The following is a 16,410-nucleotide window of genomic DNA, read 5'->3' on the forward strand; positions in this document are numbered from 1 at the left end:
CGAAAGAATCCCGTGACCCTCGAGAATCAGCAAGCCTCCCTCCCCGACGCACCGGCCCCCGTCCGCACGACACGCTCTGGACCGATCATCGCCCTGCTCGTGATTTCGGCATTCGTCGTGATCCTGAACGAGACCATCATGAGCGTGGCCTTGCCGAGTCTGATGGTCGATCTGCAGATCACCGCGAGCACCGCGCAATGGCTGACCACCGGTTACCTCCTCACGATGGCGATCGTCATTCCGCTCACCGGTTATCTGATTGCGCGCTTCCCGCTCCGCCGTGTCTATCTGACCGCCATGACGCTTTTCTCGATCGGCACTCTGATCGCAGCGCTCGCACCCGGGTTCGAGATTCTCCTCGCGGGCCGGATCGTGCAGGCGTCAGGTACCGCAGTCATGCTGCCGCTGCTGTACACCACCGTGCTCAGGATCGTGCCGCCGACTCACCGCGGCCGCATGATAGGCGTCATCTCCATCGTCATCGCCGTCGCGCCGGCGATCGGCCCGACCATCTCCGGTATCATTCTCTCCGCGCTCGACTGGCGCTGGATGTTCTGGCTCGTGCTGCCGGTCGCCGTTCTCTCGCTCGCGCTTGGAGCCATCTGGGTGCGCAACATCACCGAGACGCACCGCCTTGGCTTCGATGCGCTGTCGGTAGTGTTGTCAGCCCTGGCCTTCGGTGGTCTGATCTACGGACTCAGCTCGGTCGGTGAGGCCGCGTCCGGCCACGCCCCGGTGCCGGTATGGATCCCGCTGGCGGCGGGCGCGGTGGCGCTGGTTGCGTTCGTGCTCCGCCAGCTTCGGCTGCAGCGCAGCGATTCGGCGCTCCTCGATCTGCGGACCTTCCGCTCGCGGCCGTTCACCCTTTCTGTCATCCTCATCTTCATCCTCATGGGCACACTGTTCGGCACGCTCGTGCTGATTCCCATCTACCTCCAGCAGGTTCTCGGTCTCGACACGCTGGCGGTCGGCCTGATGTTGCTGCCTGGCGGGCTTCTGATGGGTGCTGTCGCGCCGGTCGTGGGCTCGCTCTTCGATCGCTTCGGTCCGGCACCGCTGATGATCCCGGGGATTGCGGCAGTGGCCCTCGCTCTCTGGGGAATGACAATCTTCGACGCCGACACCTCGGTGCCCTGGGTCATCGCCGTGCACATGACGCTGAACCTCGGACTCGGATTCACCATCACGCCGCTGTTCACCTCGGCGCTGGGATCCCTCCCCGCATCGCTCTACCCTTATGGCAGCGCGACCACAGGCACAGTTCAGCAGGTGGCCGGTGCCGCTGGGACCGCACTTTTCGTCACGCTGATGTCCGTTCAGGTCGCTGCGCAGCTCGAGGACGGCGCCACCGCCGTGCAGGCAGCCGTGGCCGGCGTCCACTCGGCGTTCCTCGTCGGCGCCATTGTCGCCACCGCCGCCGTCGTTCTCGCCTTGTTCGTTCGCAAGCCCGCGACCGTCGGCGTCGAAGCACCCGAACAGACGCCGCTCGCCCACTGACGACAGCGGATCCGGCGTCAGCCGTCACCATGCCCCAGTCCTTCAGAAGGAGACACACAATGAAGATCGGATTGCTCGGTCTTGGCAACATCGGCAGCACCCTCGCCCGGCGGCTACCGACAGCAGGTCACCTGGTCAGGGCGGCGAACTCCCGCGGCCCCGAGACCATCGACGAAGACATCCTGTCCACGGGTACCCGTGCCGTCACAGCCGAAGAGGCGGTCCGGGACGTCGACGTCATCATCCTCTCGATCCCACTCAGCACCCTGCCGAAGATCGCCGAGCTCCTCGCGTCGGTGCCGTCAGAGACGGTGCTGATCGACACCTCGAACTACTACCCGAGCCGAGACGGCCGGATCGAGGCGATCGAGAACGGGCAACCCGAAAGCGAATGGGTGATCGAGCAGCTGAGGCGACCCGTCATCAAGGCATGGAACGCGGTAGGCGCGGCCACCTTGGAGAATCGGAATCTTCCAGCCGGGCACCCCGACCGCATCGGGCTACCCATCTCTGGAGACGATCCCGAGGCCAAGCGGGTCGCCGCGACACTGATGGACGACTCAGGGTTCGACGCCGTCGACGCCGGCTGGATCACCGACTCGTGGCGGCAACAGCCCGGCTCACCTGTGTACTGCACGGAACTGAGCGCTGCACAGATTCCTGCGGCGTTGGAGACCGCCCAGAAGGAGCGGCTCCCGAAGCTTCGCGAGTTCGCTGCAGCGATTCTCTTGGAACGGTGGGGAAACCCGAATGTCACGACGGACCCCGGCTACGCCGTGAAGCTCAGTCGCATGATTTACATGTGACGACGCGCTACGCGCGGCGCGATAGCTGGTCTCCAGTACATCGCGCCGCCCTTGCGCTTCTACCCGATAGTGATCGAACGGTCACAAATGCGCACGGAATAACAGTGATGCTTAGCGTCCGTGATCGCCGTCGAAACGCTTACCCCAGTACCTCAGCCAGAGACCTTCAACGCTGATGATGGTCAGTGCTATGAGGACTTCGTGCTCAATACCGTGGATCACCCATCGCTGCCCACTTTAAACTGGCATGCGCGGGTGTTCTTGGGACGGGAGTAGCAATCGACACTTAGGTGACATAGTCAAGCACTTATGGCATCGTATTCATCGAGTTCTCGCATCCACTTCTACTCTCGATGTTTCCCTGCCGATAATTATGATTCTGTCAACCTGCCAAAGCCTGCTGATGGCCCTTGTGCTCGGACCGCGCGTTGGGCAACCGGCGGTCGGCGGGCAGTAAGACTTCCAGGGCAGCTTCCGGTGTTGAGCTGACGGCGAATGCCGCTGAAGCTTCCGCCGCCCTGCCGTAGCCTCACGCTGCGAAAAGGGTGGGTATTTCCATGGGGTGCGGCGCCCTCTACGTCGTAGCTTCCATCGCCGACCATAACCGGATGTGGAAGGTCGACGCCCGCACGGTCCAACCGAAGCAGCAGCTCGGCTATTACATCCACTTTGGAGGATCTTCCCTCCAGGTCAGATGCACCACAGATGTTGACGAAGTAGCGCTCCAAGCCAAAGCGCTGCGCCATGAGGACCGCTTGGTCCTCTACTTTGGAGGTGGATACGGCCACAGGAATGCCTGCCGATTTCAGCTGATCCAGCACCTCAGGGATTCCCTCGTACAGGCTCGACAGGCCACCTCCTTCATCCGCGTAGGCCTTTCGGTAATGCTTTAGGGCTTTTTGCGCGGTTTCCTCGTGAAGGCCGGCTGGTCCTCTGAAGGATTCGATCATCGGCGGGCCTACATATCGGCGCATTTCTTCCGGGGAGGGCACCGGTGCGCCCACTGCCGCCAACGCCTTGGCAGCGCTGGCTATCACCCCTGCTGCCGAATTCAGAAGAGTTCCGTCCATGCCGAACAGAACGCAGTTGAACGCGCTCGCTGCGGTCTGGTTCTGCTGTTGCGGAAGTATTATCAGTCTTTGGCGCCCTTAGGTCTGTGAGCCGTTTCTGGTTCATGGGTGTTGGCGGACTTTCTGGCGTTGAAGGGTGAACATGGATCGAGCAAGCCTTGACCAGATCGATCAGAGGATCCTTTCGGAGCTGATGAAGAACGCCCGTGTCAGCCATGCGGAGTTGGCCTCGAAGGTCCTGCTTTCACGGAACGCCGTGCGGCAGCGGATCGATCGGATGGAACGGCAGGGGTACATCCAGGGTTACACCATCGTTTCGGGTACGCCCGGCCAGGGTGCCGTCTCCGCATTTTTTATGATCTACCGGAAGGACCGGGTCCGCGGTTCAGACGTAATCGCTGTACTGCAGTCCATTCCGGAGGTTGTTCTTTGCGACGTGGTAAGCGGGGATTTTGATCTGTTGGTGCGCGTCGAGGCGCGGTCGCTGGAGCGGATTCAGGATATTTGGGAGCAGATAGCTGCGCTTCCCGGGGTGACGGACACGGTCACTGCGATGACTCTGTCCAGCTATGTCCGGCGGAGTCCTGGCGGGGCCAGGCCGGAGCTTTAGCTCCCGGACATGTCAATGTCCGGCGTCCGCCCGGCCGCGGAGCCCAGGAATGTTCTGGCTGCTTGCCGGTCCATCAGTCTCTGGAGGGACGGGAAGTCCCGTCCCTCCAAAACCCTGTTAGCGCCTGATGCAGATGACCTTTGGCTGAGTCATCTCCTCGTAGGCGAAGCGGACGCCTTCGCGGCCCATGTTGCCGTACTTGGAACCACCAAAAGGCATACCGTCAAAACGGTAGTCCGAGGAGTCGTTGATCATGACTCCTCCTGCGTCAAGACGCCTCGCGGCGTCCATGGCTGTGTCCAGCGAGTTCGTGAATATCCCCGCGTGAAGACTGAACTCGATGGCATTTGCGACCTCTACTGCTTCGTCAAAGGTGTCAAAGGACTGGAGCATGACCACCGGACCGAATACTTCTTCCTGCCAGATCCTGCTGGCGGCCGGGACGTTCTCCAGAACCGTGGGCTGAAGCACGTTGCCCTCGTAGGTGTTACCGGCAAGGCAGGCAGCACCGCCGTGAATGGCCTCATCCAGCTTTGCTTTGAGCTGGCTCAGGGCACGGCCGTTGATCATAGGACCAACATCGGTGTGCTCCTCACGTGGGTCGCCGGCGACCAGGCGGGCAGTTTCCTGCTGGAAACGGTGGCGGAACCTGGCATACAAGGGCTGGGCGATGAGGATGCGCTGCACTCCAACGCAGTTTTGCCCTGCAGCCCAGAAGGCACCGGAGACGCAGGATTCCACTGCGGAGTCGAGGTCAGCATCTGCCATCACGATCACCGGAGCATTTCCGCCCAGGTCCATGGAAAGCTTTTTCAGCCCTGCGGTGTGTGCGATGCTCTCGCCGGTCGAGAAGCCCCCGGTGAAGGACACCATCCTGACGTCACGGGCCTTGATAATGGCTTCAGTCACCTCCCGGCCCCCGTGGACCACACTGAGGATGCCTTCGGGAAGGCCGGCCTTGGCAAGTGTGTCCGCAAGCAGTTGCGCGGACAAAGGAGTCAGCGCGGAAGGTTTGAGAATGACCGCGTTGCCGCCGGCGATGGCCGGGCCGATTTTGTGCACCACCAGGTTCAACGGGTCATTAAAGGGGGTGATCGCGGCTATGATCCCCAGCGGTTCACGTGAATACCAGCCCGTCCTGTCCTCTGAGCCCTCGTAGGAATCAAAGGGGATCATTTCCCCGGCGTTACTGCGGGCTTCGGCTGCCGACAGACGAAGTGTATTAACTGCCCGCCGGACTTCCTTGCGGGCCTGTCGGATGGTTTTGCCGCTTTCGGAGGTAATAGTCCGCGCGAACTCCTCGCACCGCTCCTCAACGTCCGCCGCAGCAGTGTCCAGGATCTTCCCGCGGGCATGGCGGGACAGCGTCCGGGCCCTTCGGGCACGTTCGCGGGCGACGTTGAGGACTTCTTCCACGGCAGACAGGGATGTGAGCGGGACTGCGCCCACAATCGTCCCGTCGTAGGGGCTTTCTACCTCGTGGAACGAAGGCAATGCCTCCTCCATGGCTTCCACGCTCGTCTTATACATGCGCGGCCACCCGGTTCTGCTTGGCATGCATGGCAATGATGTCCGAGAGCAGTGCGTATGCCGTCTCCATCCGCCCGGCTCCAGGTCCGGAGACCGTGACCGGACCGAGGAGATCAGTGCTGAAGGATACTGCGTTGGTAGCGCCGGAGATACCTGCCAGGCCGTGATCCAAGGGCAGGGCAACCGGTCCGACGGCGGCCGTTACCGTTCCGTCAGGCTTGCGTTCGGCTGACCCCACCAGTTTCCAGCGCAGGCCTTCGCGTGCTGCCTCGCGTATATCCTCGAGTGTCAGGCTGGAAATGCCCTGCCGCTGCACGTCGGCCAGCTGGATGCGCGCTCCGAGGAGTTCATTGGCGAGAATCAGAACCTTAAGCTGTACGTCATAGCCCTCGATGTCTGCAGCCGGGTTCGCCTCTGCATAACCGAGTTGCTGTGCTTCGCTGATGGCCTCGTGGAAGGCCAGTCCGGCTTCCATTCTGCCCAGCACATAATTGCTGGTGCCATTCAGGATGCCTTCGAAGCCGTTCAGCTTCAGGCCGGCAAACATCTTTTTCGCCAGCCGGATGACCGGGGTGCCGCTCATGACAGCACCCTCGAACTCAAAGTGCACGCCGTTCCGCTCGGCGAGTTCGGTCAGCTCGGTTCCCCTCAGTGCTACCGGGCCCTTGTTGGTGGTGCACACACTCTTGCCGGACTCCAAAGCCCACTGCACGTGGGAGACTGCCGGTTCGCCGTCGTCCGGGTTTGTGAAGGTCGCTTCGCAGATGATGTCAGCGGTGCAGCTGCGGATCACGCGCTCATTGTCCGGCTCAGCTGATCCGCCATGCTCAGCGAACGTCTCGCTGCCTGTGCCCAGTCCCAGGGCCATGGCCAGGTCTATTCCTTCGTCCTGCACCAGCGAACCGAGGCGCAGATCCGTTATGGCCACCACCCGGAGCCCGAAGCCCAGCTGTTTTCGGAGGTCTTCTCCGCGGGTGGCGATCAACTCGGCCAAGGTCCGGTTTACGCCGCCGAATCCGATCAGGGCAATGTCGTAAGTGGTCATCATGCTCCTTCAGTCTGTTACGTCAGTGCTCCCATCCTGTGTCCTGTTGGCGTCAGGGCAGCCATGTGCATCTGCCCGAAATCGATGTCGAAGCGACCAGAATGATGACGAAGTGACAGTCCACAGGAAAGTAACATCTGCGCAACATAGACATGATTTTATGTTTTTGATGACTAAACGCCCCATTTGGTGTTACCTTCATCACCATCGGTGCACAGTCCTTCCCGAGCCAATCCGGTCACCAGGAGCGATGCGCCATACATGCCCCACCCCTTTCAACACCGGAGGCACTCTTGCAACCCCCAACTCCCCTTGTTCTTGACCAACAGCCCGACTCGCCGCCCGCTGCAGAGCCCGGACTTCGACGCTCCATGGGCCCGCGCCACCTGGTGATGATTGCCATGGGCGGCGTGATCGGCTCCGGGCTGTTCCTCGGCTCCGGCTACACCATCTCCCAGGCGGGCCCGCTCGGCGCGGTGATCGCCTACCTGGTAGGTGCGTTCGTTGTGTACTTGGTGATGGCCTGCCTCGGTGAACTCGCCATCGCATACCCGGTTTCCGGCGCCTTCCACATCTACGCCGCACGCTCCATCGGCCCCGCCGCCGGCTTCGCCACCGCCTGGCTGTACTGGCTCTGCTGGGCCGTGGCCATCGGTTCCGAATTCACCGCCTCCGGCCTGCTTATGCAGCGCTGGTTCCCGGACGTCGACGTCTGGGTCTGGTGCCTGGTCTTCGCCGCAGTCCTCTTCGGCTTCAACGCTGTCTCTGCCAAGTTTTTCGGCGAGTCCGAGTTCTGGTTCGCCATCGTCAAGGTCGCCGCAATTATCGGGCTCATCGTCCTGGGCGGCGCCGCCCTGTTCGGGTTCCACCCGCTCAGCGGCGGGGGAGAACACCCCTTCCTCTTTGAGAACTTCGCCACCGAGGCCGGCCTGTTTCCCAACGGCTTCACCGGCGTCCTGGTCACCGCACTTGCGGTCTTTTACGCTTTCTCCGGTTCGGAACTGATCGGCGTTGCAGCAGGCGAAACCAGGGACCCCGCCACCAGTATCCCCAAGGCCATGCGAACCACCGTGATCCGCCTGCTCATCTTCTTCGTTGGCGCCATCGCCGTCATCGCAGCCACCATCCCCTACAGCGAGGTAGGCCTGGACGAAAGCCCCTTCGTCACCGTTTTCTCCTCCATCGGCCTTCCGTTCGCCGCCGACGTCATGAACTTCGTCATCATCACCGCCCTCCTGTCAGCAGGCAACAGCGGCCTCTTCTCCTGCGCCCGCATGCTCTACTCCCTCGCCGACGAAGGCCACGCACCCCGCGCCTTCAAAAAACTGACAGGCCGCGGCATCCCGCTGATCGCGCTCTCGGTGAGCATGGTGGGCGGTGTCGCCTCCTTGATCAGCAGCGTGGTTGCCCCAGAGACGGTCTACCTGGTTCTGGTCTCCGTGGCAGGATTCGCCGTGGTGGGTGTCTGGATGTCCATCACCGCCTCACACTTCTTCCACCGCCGCGCTTTTGTCCGCAACGGCGGCGACGTTTCCGCCCTCGCCTACAGGGCGCCGCTGTTCCCGCTCGTGCCCATCCTGGCACTCACCCTGTGCGTAGTTTCCCTGGTTGGCATCGCATTTGATCCCACGCAGGTCGCCGCGCTTTACTTCGGCATTCCCTTCGTGGCTGCCTGCTATGGATTCTTCTACCTCAGGTACGGGCGCAAAGCCAGCCTTGAGAGAGTGTCCTGACCGTTAGCACCTATCGGGCGGTATTGGGGGCCGGCAGCTTCGGCTGCAGGCCCCCAATACCGCCTGCTCTTGTCCAGGTGAGACCGCTATCCAATCCTTCCTAGCCAGCCGGGATAATGCCTGCCCCGGGATAGGCTGGATTGGCGGAAGGAGCAATAACGGTGGATACCTCCCCGGAAGCATCATCGATGGCACAGGGACTTCGGATAGTGCGGCTGGTTGCCGACCGGGAGAAATCCGGCAGGCAACTTTCCGGGGTCTCGCAGCTGGCCGCCGAACTGCAAATGGAGCAGAGCAGGGTTTCCCGCCTGACACGGGAACTATGCGATCTGGGGCTGCTGGAGCGCCAGGACCGCGGCCCCTTCCGCGTCGGCCCGCGGTTTTTCAGCCTTGGTGCCTCCCTCAATACAGGCTGGGTGCGGGCGGCCGCGACCGAGTTGGAGCAGCTCGGCGCTGTGGTGGGGCATCGAGCCCGTATTTCCGTCCTTGATGGATATCGCGTCATCCTGCTGCGGGCCTCCAGCACCGACGCTGTGGCAGGCGGCTTCGTGAAGCCCGGCATGGTGACACCTGTCTGGTGCACTGGGGCAGGGCGTGCCCTGTTATGGGATTACAAGGAACGAGAAGTTCAGGCGCTGCTCAAAGACGTGAATTTCATTGGTGTTGGAGGCCCCGAGGCTGCACACTCCACAACCGAAGTGTGGGAACTGATGGTTCGCGACCGCGGCATCGGATATGTTGCCGCAGTGGAGGAATTCGAACATGGCATTGCTGAACTGGCGGTCCCCATCCGCGAGGCAGGCGGCGGCGTCGTTGCCTCGCTCAGCGTCCTTGGCGTCCGCGCCGCCGTGGCATCGAACGCTACAAATATCGCTGCGGTCCTGGCTGACGCTGCCGGACGGCTCGGTTCGGTGCCTTTAGATCAGCGCGATCCTCTGCAAATGACCGCGCTGTCGAGCTGACAAAGTTCGCCCCACCGCGTGACCCGTCTCTGGGCAAAGGCTACGCGCCAAGCTTTTCGGCAACGTAGCCCAGGGCCTCCTCCAGTTGCTTTCCCTGCACCATCAGAACTTCCGCGCAATCTTTTTGCCGGGGTTCCAGGCGCACTTTGGGGCCGACAATTTGCAGGGCGGCCACGACGTCTGCTTTGAAGTCCCGGATAGGCACGGCAAGCGAGTAGAGGCCCGGTTCCGCCTCCTCGTCAACGATGGAGTACCCGCGCGACCGTGCCTGGTTCAACCGGGCCAGGAAGTCCTCCACACTGGTCGGCGTATTTGGTCCATGGCGGACAAACTCGACACCGGAAAAGACGGTATGCACTTCCTCGTCCGACGCTTCCCACAACAGCGCCTGGCCGGCGTCGCTGCAGTAGGCGGGGTAGGGCCTGCCCAGCCAGGACCCCACCATGTTGCTGCTCTCCGGGACACTTTCACCGATGGTGACCGTGCTGTTTCCGCTGAGCACGCCAAGGAAGCAGCCCTCGTCGGTCTGCCGGGCAAGGCTGTTGAGGGCAGCGGCACCATCGATCTCCAGGCGCCGCCCGGACAGCAATTGCGCGTCCGTGTACAGCGACCAGTCCAAGGCGAAGCCGCGCTGCGATGTGCGGCGCAGGAAGCCTTCAAGCTCGGCAGTGCGCAGGCTGCGCGACACCTGGCTCCGATCCTTACCCAGATCTGCGGCAATGTCAGCTACTGTTCCCCCGGGAAACCCCTGCGCATGCCGCGATCCCGCTGCCAGAACGGCCATGATTCCCCGGCCCATGCTGGACATCTTTGACATACGTCCGATTCTAGACGAGCCACTGTTTCAGGAGATGGCGAACACCCTTGCCGGGAAGCCACTGCCACCCAGAGGCTTAGCCCAGGTTGCGACGACTACAGCACCGGCTTCCGGAAGTCCGTCCAGGTTGGCCAGCAGTTCGATCTGCCAACGGTTTTGCGCAAGAACGTAGGTCTCGAGGCTGAAGTCCTGCATGGACGTGGCAAGACCGGGATCTGTGTCGGTTTGCTCGTGGCCCACGGCGGCAACGGACCGCTGTTCAATCAGAAAGGCAAGCACCTCCTGGGACCAGCCGGGCGTGTGGCTCAAGCCCTCGGCATCCCGGTTAGCCATTGCTTCCGGGTCCGGCCAACGCCTGCTCCAACCGGTGCGCAAGGCCACGAAGGCGCCCTCCGGGATGGCGCCGTTCCGGCTCTCCCAATCCTGAACATCCTTCAGGACTGGGGTGGCATCGGGGTTGCCGCTCACGCGGTCAGTAATATCCAGAATTACAAGTGGAAGGATCATCTCCTCCACCGGAATCTGATCCAGTGTCCTGCCGCCACGGATAAAGTGGGACGGCGGATCAACGTGTGTTCCCCACTGCCCAACGATCGAGTAGCGATGGGCAGTAAAGCCATCGCCTTTCTCCACATCGAAAAGTGCTTCCCGCACTTCATTCGGGAAGGCCGGGAAATGTGGCTGGCCCGGGTGGAACGAATGAGTCAGATCAGTAAAAGACGCGCCCTGGAGCAGGGACTGCAGGCCAGCCCAAATGCCAACGGCAGTGGTTCCTGTCAAGATGCCACCGCTCCTTCACAGTCTTCAACCTGGGCGCCGGCCGCAACGCTCACCGGCCCTGTCAGTTCAATTACGGGCAGCTCCCATGGATGGATATCCACGATCTGCCGAACGAACTGTTCCACCACAGCGTCATCAAGGGCGGCACTGAAGTAAGTGGTGTAGACGAAAGTCGGCGAGAAGGTTTGTTCTCCCACTTCTCCCAGCGTGGGGGTAGCTCCAGCGGCGCACGTGAAACCCTCGAAGCCAACCCCGGATTCGAAGACATGTTTGTAGTTGCCGAAGTCCCCCAGATCCTGGAACTGCTCCACAACCTGAAGCAACGTGGCAAGCCCTCTGTCCTTCGTCAACGCCGCCACCTCGCCGGCCGTTATCTGCCCGAACGTCTCGGCACTGATGGGCCAGTGGACCCTAAGCTTGCGGACTGAGTTCATGTGAACCTTCACTGGCGTTTCTCTTCTCTTTTGAGGTTATGTGACCATCCTTACATGGGCCGACAGTCATTACAAGCATAAATACATGCTTATTACGAGTATCGGATAGTGCGCGAAAAGGGTCGACGGCGGCACTCGGGTGAGTGCCGCCGTCGACCCTTCTGAGGTGACTGTGGATGTTGCCGCTCTAAGCCACTGTGGCGTCCATTGGCTGTGATTCAGCGGAAGCTTCGCGCCGCTCAGGCCCCGAAGACGGATGGGCAGCCACGGCCGCCGCGTGCTCGGCCAGCACCCCCGTCTTATGGCGGATCCTCAGCCGGTAGAGCAGGGCCCCGCCGCCGGTGACGGCGGCCACGAAGATCACGCCGCCCCACTGCAGGTACCACTCAAACGGCGGCACGGAGTTGTAGATTTCCGGCCGGGGCCACACCAGGTTCAGGGTCATGGCGCCGCCCCACACGACCGCAAGGATGTTCACCGGCAGCCCCCACTTGCCCAGGCTGAAGCCGGGCTCGGAGCCGTCGTCCGCGAGCGGCCATTTCTTCTGCAGCCGCTTGCGGAGCAGCGGAACGGTGACCAGCAGGTAGGACAGGTAGATCAGGACGATGCTGATGCTGGACAGGATGGTGAAAATGGCCGGCTGCATGACATTGACCAGCAGCGGGATGACGGCAATCACGCCGATCACGATCGCGGCGATGGTGGGGGTCCTACGGACCGGGTCCACTTTGCTGAGCTGCCGGCTGAACGGGAGGTTGTTGTCCCGGGCCATGGCGAACATCATCCGGATCGCGGCGGCATGTACAGCGAGGGTGCAGACCACTACGGCCACAACAATGCATGCCAGGAAGGCCTTGCCGAAAGGCCCGCCCAGGACAGAGAGCACAATGTGCTGCAGGCCGCCGTCGGCAGCTCCCACCTTGGGGTCGGCAAGGTCCGGTGCCGCAAGGATGCCGAAGAGCAGGATGAGGCCACCGAGCACGAAGGACGCCGTGACGGCACGGATGATGGCCTTGGGGGCCGTGCGCTTGGGATCCTTGGTCTCCTCGCCCAGGGAGCTTGCGGTGTCAAAGCCGTACATCACATAACCGGACGCCATGGCGCCGATCAGGAACACGCCGAAGAAGCCAAGATCGTGACCTTCGCCGAAGTCGGCGGTCTCAAAAAAGACCTCCGGTCCCCGCACCACGTGCCAGGCCAGTGCGAGGATCAGCAGCACCGCGGCCACCAGCTCCACGAAGACGCCGATGCTGTTGATCCTGGTCATGAGTTTCACGCCGAACGCGTTGATGAGGGTTGAGATGGTGATCATGATGGTGGCCAGCACCACCCCGTTCATGGCGAAGTCGTAGGGGCCGGTACCGTCGCCAACAAACTGGAAGCCGGACCAAAGCTGCGGCAGCGTGATCTGCAGGGCCAGCGCCACGGACCCCAGCGCCATGATGGAGGACAACAGCAGCAGCCAGCCGGCCAGCCAGGACGACGTCCCGGACGCAAGCCGCTTGGCCCAGTTGTACACGGATCCGGCCACGGGGTAGCGGCCTGCCAGTTCGGCAAAACACAAGGCCACCATCAGCTGGCCGGCGAACACGAGGGGCCAGGACCACGCGTACGCGGGGCCGGCCATGGAAAAACCAAAGTAGAACAGTTGAAAAACACCGGTGAGGATGGAGATGTAGCTGACACCTGCCGCGAAGCTGGCAAACTTGCCGATGCTCCGGTCCAGGGTCTGTGTATAACCAAATTCGTCCATGCCGCTTGAATCAATACTCTTGCTGGGTTCCGCCATGTGGGACTCCTAAATCAGAAAAGCACGATAGTGATGACCGGCCGGCCGTGGCGCATGCGAAAGTATGCCTTGCCGCCGGACCCCGCCGCTCAGGCGAGGGACGCGGTGAGCTCCATTTCTTCCATGGCCATGGTTTCCCCGGACCTGCCGGTGCGGATCAGGTCCGCGCGGACCAGATCAGCACAGCGCTCGCCGATCATCATGACGGTGATGTTGGGGTTGACGGTGATGTGCTCAGGCATCACCGAGGCGTCGGCGACGCGCAGCCCCGTGACGCCCTTGACCCGCAGCTCTGGATCCAGCGGCGACATGTCGTCGTCCACCGGCCCCATCCGCACGGTGCCCACCGGGTGGTACACGGTGTTGTGGGTCTTGCGGATGTAGTCCCGCAGTTCCTCGTCGGTCTGGGCCTCGACGCCGGGCGACAGTTCGCGCCCGGCCCATTCGGCCATCGCCGGCTGGGCCGCGATTTCCCGGGCCTTGCGGATGCCGGCCACCATCACCCGCATGTCGTGCCCTTCGGGGTCCGTGAAGTAGCGGGGGTCCACCATCGGCTTGTCGCGGAAATCGCGGCTGCGCAGCCGGACTGTGCCGCGGGAGCGGGCGTGGGTGACGTTCGGGGTGAGGCTGAAGCCGTTCTCCGTGGTGGGGTAGCCGTGCCGCAGGGTGTTCATGTCGAACGGGACCGAGCCGTAGTGCATCATCAGGTCCGGCCGGTCCAGGCCGGCCTCGGTGGGGGTGAAGATGCCGATCTCCCACCACTGGGTGGAGGTCTGCACCATCGGCTGTTTCGCCTCGAACTGCACCACGCCTTCCGGATGGTCCTGCAGGTGCTCGCCCACGCCGGGGGAGTCCACCAGGACCTCGATCCCGTGCTGCGCCAGGTGGGCCGCCGGGCCGATCCCGGAGAGCATCAGCAGCTTGGGCGAGTCGATGGCGCCGGTGGACAGGATGACTTCGCGATGCGCTGTGAGCCGGTGGGTACGGCCGAAGGCCGAGTCCACCACGTCCACGCCGGTGCAGCGCTTGTCGGCGTCAAACACCAGCTGGCGGGCGCGGAGGCCGGTCAGCAGGGTGAAGTTTTCCCGGTCGATAATCGGGTGGATGTAGGACACCGAGCTGGAGGCGCGGGTGCCATCTGCCTGGCGGTTGATCTGGAAGAAGTTGGCACCGTTGACCACGGTGGTTCCGGTGTTGAACTTCGCGCGCGGGATTCCGGCCTGCTCGCAGGCGTCCAAAAGTGCGACGCCGGCAGGATCCACCGGGGGCACGTTCATCAGGTGCACGGGGCCTGAGTCCCCGTGGTGGGGTGCGTCCGGGCCGGCGTCCTCGTTGGTTTCCAGCCTCTTGTAGAGCGGCCAGGCGGCGTCGGCGTTCCAGCCGGTTGCACCGTGCTTCGATTCCCACTCGTCCAGGTCTTCGCGGGGTGCCCAGAAGGCGATGCAGGAGTTGTGGCTGGAGCAGCCGCCCATGACCTTGGCCCGGGCGTGGCGCATAAAGGAGTTGCCGTTCTCCTGCGGTTCCACCGGGTAGTCCCAGTCATAGCCGGATTCCAGCAGCTCCATCCAGCGGTCCAGCTGCAGGATTTCCGGGATGTTGCGGTCATCCGGGCCCGCCTCCACCAGGGCCACGGTCACCTCAGGATCCTCGCTCAGCCGTGCTGCCACAGCCGCGCCGGCAGATCCGCCGCCGACCACCACGTAGTCGAACCCGCGCTCGCCGAGGTCCTCGATGTTGTCGAAGTGCATCTAGTTCTCCCTGCCGTGGTCAGCGAACCAGCCGGTCACCTGGGGGCTGGTGTTCTGGTAGATGTGCTTGGCTTCCTGGTACTCAGCCAGCCCGGTGAGGCCGAGTTCCCGGCCGACGCCGGACTGGCCGAAGCCGCCCCACTCGGCCTGCGGGAGGTAGGGGTGGTAGTCGTTGATCCAGATGGTGCCGTGCCGGAGACGGCCTGCCACACGCTGCGCCTTGCCGGCGTCCTGGGTCCAGACCGCACCCGCCAGTCCGTAGATGGTGTCGTTGGCGGTGGCTACAGCCTCGTCCTCCGTGCGGAAGGTCTCCACGGTAACCACAGGCCCGAACGCCTCGTCGGTGACCACGGACATTCCTTTTTGGACGCGGTCCAGGATGGTCGGCTGGTAGTAGAAGCCGGCGTCGAACTTTTCTCCCGACGGCGCCGCACCGCCGCACCGCAACCTCGCCCCCTCCTCGATGCCGCGCTGGACGTAGGCGTGGACCTTGTCGCGGTGGGCGGCGGAGATCAGCGGGCCGGTCTCGGCCGCTTCGTCGAACGGGCCGCCAAGCCGGATTCCCTGTGCCCGGCGGACCAGCTCGTCAACGAAGCGTTCGGCGATCGATTCCTCCACCACCAGCCGCGCCCCCGCCGAACAGACCTGGCCGGAGTGGACGAAGGCGCCGTTCAAAGCGTTGTCGACGGCGGCGTCAAAGTCCGCGTTCGCGAACACCACGTTGGGGTTCTTGCCGCCCAGTTCCAGCGCCACCTTCTTCACCGTGCCGGCGGCGGCAGCGGCAATGCGCTTGCCGGTCTCCAGGCCGCCGGTGAAGGAGACGAGGTCGACGTCGGGGTGTTCCGAGAGCGGTGCGCCCGCTTCAGCGCCGGGTCCGGTGACGAGGTTGGCGACGCCGTCCGGCAGGCCGAGGTCCTGCAGCAGCTGCATGGCCAGGATGGCGGTGGAGGGGGTCAGTTCGGAGGGCTTGAGGACAAAGGTGCAGCCGGCGGCCAGCGCGGGGGCGATCTTCCACGCGGCCTGCAGCAGGGGGTAGTTCCATGGAGTGATCAGGCCGCAGACGCCTACGGGTTCATAGACAATTCTGCTAACGACGGCCGGGTTCCCGGCATCGACCACGCGGCCCGACTGCTGCCCCGCCAGCCGGCCGAAGTACTCGAAACAGGCGGCGATGTCGTCCATGTCGATGCGGCTTTCGATGATCCGCTTTCCGGTATCGAGTGACTCGGCGCGGGCGAACTTTTCCCGGCGCTCGCGCAGCTCGGCTGCGACCTTGAGCAGGAAGGTGCCACGCTCGGGAGCCGGGACACTGGACCAGATGCCTGAGTCGAAGGCAGTACGCGCGGCGGCGATGGCCCGCTCGGCATCTTCACGGCCGGCCTCGGAGACCGTGCCGGCCAGTTCGCCGTCGGCCGGGTTGTGGATGTGGCGGACGGCGCCCGACGCTGCCGGCTCCCACGAACCGTTGATGAAAAGGGTGGATGCTGTCACGTCCGGAGACGGTGTGGCGTAAGTCATACGGAGGACAGTAGCCGATGTTGAACGCCTGTTCAATAGTTTTTTTGAACAGGCGTTCAATGAGACTGAGG

14 protein-coding genes are annotated in these 16,410 nt (G+C 63.2%); 5 read left to right on the forward strand and 9 right to left on the reverse strand.

Translation table 11 applies throughout. The features are described 5' to 3' along the window. The first annotated feature begins 12 nt into the window (after positions 1-12). On the forward strand, positions 13-1,497 hold the full coding sequence (locus BMX78_RS16750) for an MDR family MFS transporter (RefSeq protein ID WP_091421733.1): 1,485 nt from the start codon (positions 13-15) through the stop codon (positions 1,495-1,497). A gap of 59 nt (positions 1,498-1,556) precedes the next feature. Next, positions 1,557-2,303, forward strand: a complete 747-nt coding sequence (locus BMX78_RS16755; protein WP_091421735.1) for an NADPH-dependent F420 reductase — start codon at positions 1,557-1,559, stop codon at positions 2,301-2,303. 371 nt (positions 2,304-2,674) lie between these two features. On the opposite strand, the gene BMX78_RS16760 is transcribed toward BMX78_RS16755, so the two are convergent. Next, positions 2,675-3,373 carry an HAD hydrolase-like protein gene (locus BMX78_RS16760; RefSeq protein ID WP_286139085.1) on the reverse strand — a complete coding sequence of 233 codons (699 nt, stop codon included), beginning with the start codon at positions 3,371-3,373 and terminating at the stop codon, positions 2,675-2,677. A gap of 142 nt (positions 3,374-3,515) precedes the next feature. Here BMX78_RS16760 and BMX78_RS16765 point away from each other — a divergent pair, with 142 nt between their 5' ends. After that, positions 3,516-3,983, forward strand: a complete 468-nt coding sequence (locus BMX78_RS16765) for an Lrp/AsnC family transcriptional regulator (RefSeq protein ID WP_091421738.1) — start codon at positions 3,516-3,518, stop codon at positions 3,981-3,983. Between the two features lie 117 nt (positions 3,984-4,100). Here BMX78_RS16765 and BMX78_RS16770 read toward each other — a convergent pair whose 3' ends face one another. Both BMX78_RS16770 and BMX78_RS16775 read right to left on the reverse strand, forming a co-directional pair. After that, complete coding sequence (locus BMX78_RS16770; protein WP_091421742.1) at positions 4,101-5,513, reverse strand: aldehyde dehydrogenase family protein; 1,413 nt, start codon at positions 5,511-5,513, stop codon at positions 4,101-4,103. Continuing rightward, positions 5,506-6,558, reverse strand: a complete 1,053-nt coding sequence (locus BMX78_RS16775; protein ID WP_091421745.1) for a homoserine dehydrogenase — start codon at positions 6,556-6,558, stop codon at positions 5,506-5,508. The genes BMX78_RS16770 and BMX78_RS16775 overlap by 8 nt, the downstream gene beginning before the upstream one ends. Before the next feature lie 293 nt (positions 6,559-6,851). Here BMX78_RS16775 and BMX78_RS16780 point away from each other — a divergent pair, with 293 nt between their 5' ends. Beyond that, positions 6,852-8,291 (forward strand): amino acid permease, encoded by a 1,440-nt coding sequence (locus BMX78_RS16780; RefSeq protein WP_091421746.1) that lies wholly within the window; start codon positions 6,852-6,854, stop codon positions 8,289-8,291. A 161-nt stretch (positions 8,292-8,452) separates the two neighbouring features. After that, a complete protein-coding gene (locus tag BMX78_RS16785) occupies positions 8,453-9,253 on the forward strand; it encodes an IclR family transcriptional regulator (protein WP_091421748.1) in 801 nt (266 codons plus the stop codon). Between the two features lie 40 nt (positions 9,254-9,293). On the opposite strand, the gene BMX78_RS16790 is transcribed toward BMX78_RS16785, so the two are convergent. The 6 genes from BMX78_RS16790 to BMX78_RS16815 all read right to left on the reverse strand — a co-directional run bounded on the left by BMX78_RS16790 (position 9,294) and on the right by BMX78_RS16815 (position 16,339). Next, complete coding sequence (locus BMX78_RS16790) at positions 9,294-10,070, reverse strand: IclR family transcriptional regulator (protein WP_091421751.1); 777 nt, start codon at positions 10,068-10,070, stop codon at positions 9,294-9,296. Between the two features lie 27 nt (positions 10,071-10,097). Beyond that, complete coding sequence (locus BMX78_RS16795) at positions 10,098-10,850, reverse strand: cyclase family protein (RefSeq protein ID WP_502686305.1); 753 nt, start codon at positions 10,848-10,850, stop codon at positions 10,098-10,100. Next, complete coding sequence (locus tag BMX78_RS16800) at positions 10,847-11,284, reverse strand: hypothetical protein (protein WP_091421896.1); 438 nt, start codon at positions 11,282-11,284, stop codon at positions 10,847-10,849. The genes BMX78_RS16795 and BMX78_RS16800 overlap by 4 nt, the downstream gene beginning before the upstream one ends. A 187-nt stretch (positions 11,285-11,471) precedes the next feature. Then, the gene (locus BMX78_RS16805) at positions 11,472-13,073 is read right to left on the reverse strand and encodes an APC family permease (RefSeq protein WP_091421759.1); all 1,602 of its coding nucleotides are present in this window, start codon (positions 13,071-13,073) and stop codon (positions 11,472-11,474) included. Between the two features lie 89 nt (positions 13,074-13,162). Then, complete coding sequence (locus BMX78_RS16810) at positions 13,163-14,821, reverse strand: GMC family oxidoreductase (protein WP_091421761.1); 1,659 nt, start codon at positions 14,819-14,821, stop codon at positions 13,163-13,165. Next, positions 14,822-16,339, reverse strand: a complete 1,518-nt coding sequence (locus tag BMX78_RS16815; protein ID WP_091421765.1) for an aldehyde dehydrogenase family protein — start codon at positions 16,337-16,339, stop codon at positions 14,822-14,824. Positions 16,340-16,410 lie beyond the last annotated feature (71 nt).

This window comes from Arthrobacter sp. OV608 (assembly GCA_900110595.1).
Lineage (GTDB): Bacteria > Actinomycetota > Actinomycetes > Actinomycetales > Micrococcaceae > Arthrobacter.

Coding starts and splice junctions, on each gene's coding strand:
- BMX78_RS16755 (WP_091421735.1), top strand. CDS start 1,557: ATGAAGATCGGATTGCTCGGTCTTGGCAACATCGGCAGCACCCTCGCC.
- BMX78_RS16760 (WP_286139085.1), bottom strand. CDS start 3,373: ATGGACGGAACTCTTCTGAATTCGGCAGCAGGGGTGATAGCCAGCGCT.
- BMX78_RS16770 (WP_091421742.1), bottom strand. CDS start 5,513: ATGTATAAGACGAGCGTGGAAGCCATGGAGGAGGCATTGCCTTCGTTC.
- BMX78_RS16805 (WP_091421759.1), bottom strand. CDS start 13,073: ATGGCGGAACCCAGCAAGAGTATTGATTCAAGCGGCATGGACGAATTT.
- BMX78_RS16815 (WP_091421765.1), bottom strand. CDS start 16,339: ATGACTTACGCCACACCGTCTCCGGACGTGACAGCATCCACCCTTTTC.
- BMX78_RS16790 (WP_091421751.1), bottom strand. CDS start 10,070: ATGTCAAAGATGTCCAGCATGGGCCGGGGAATCATGGCCGTTCTGGCA.
- BMX78_RS16775 (WP_091421745.1), bottom strand. CDS start 6,558: ATGACCACTTACGACATTGCCCTGATCGGATTCGGCGGCGTAAACCGG.
- BMX78_RS16800 (WP_091421896.1), bottom strand. CDS start 11,284: ATGAACTCAGTCCGCAAGCTTAGGGTCCACTGGCCCATCAGTGCCGAG.
- BMX78_RS16765 (WP_091421738.1), top strand. CDS start 3,516: ATGGATCGAGCAAGCCTTGACCAGATCGATCAGAGGATCCTTTCGGAG.
- BMX78_RS16810 (WP_091421761.1), bottom strand. CDS start 14,821: ATGCACTTCGACAACATCGAGGACCTCGGCGAGCGCGGGTTCGACTAC.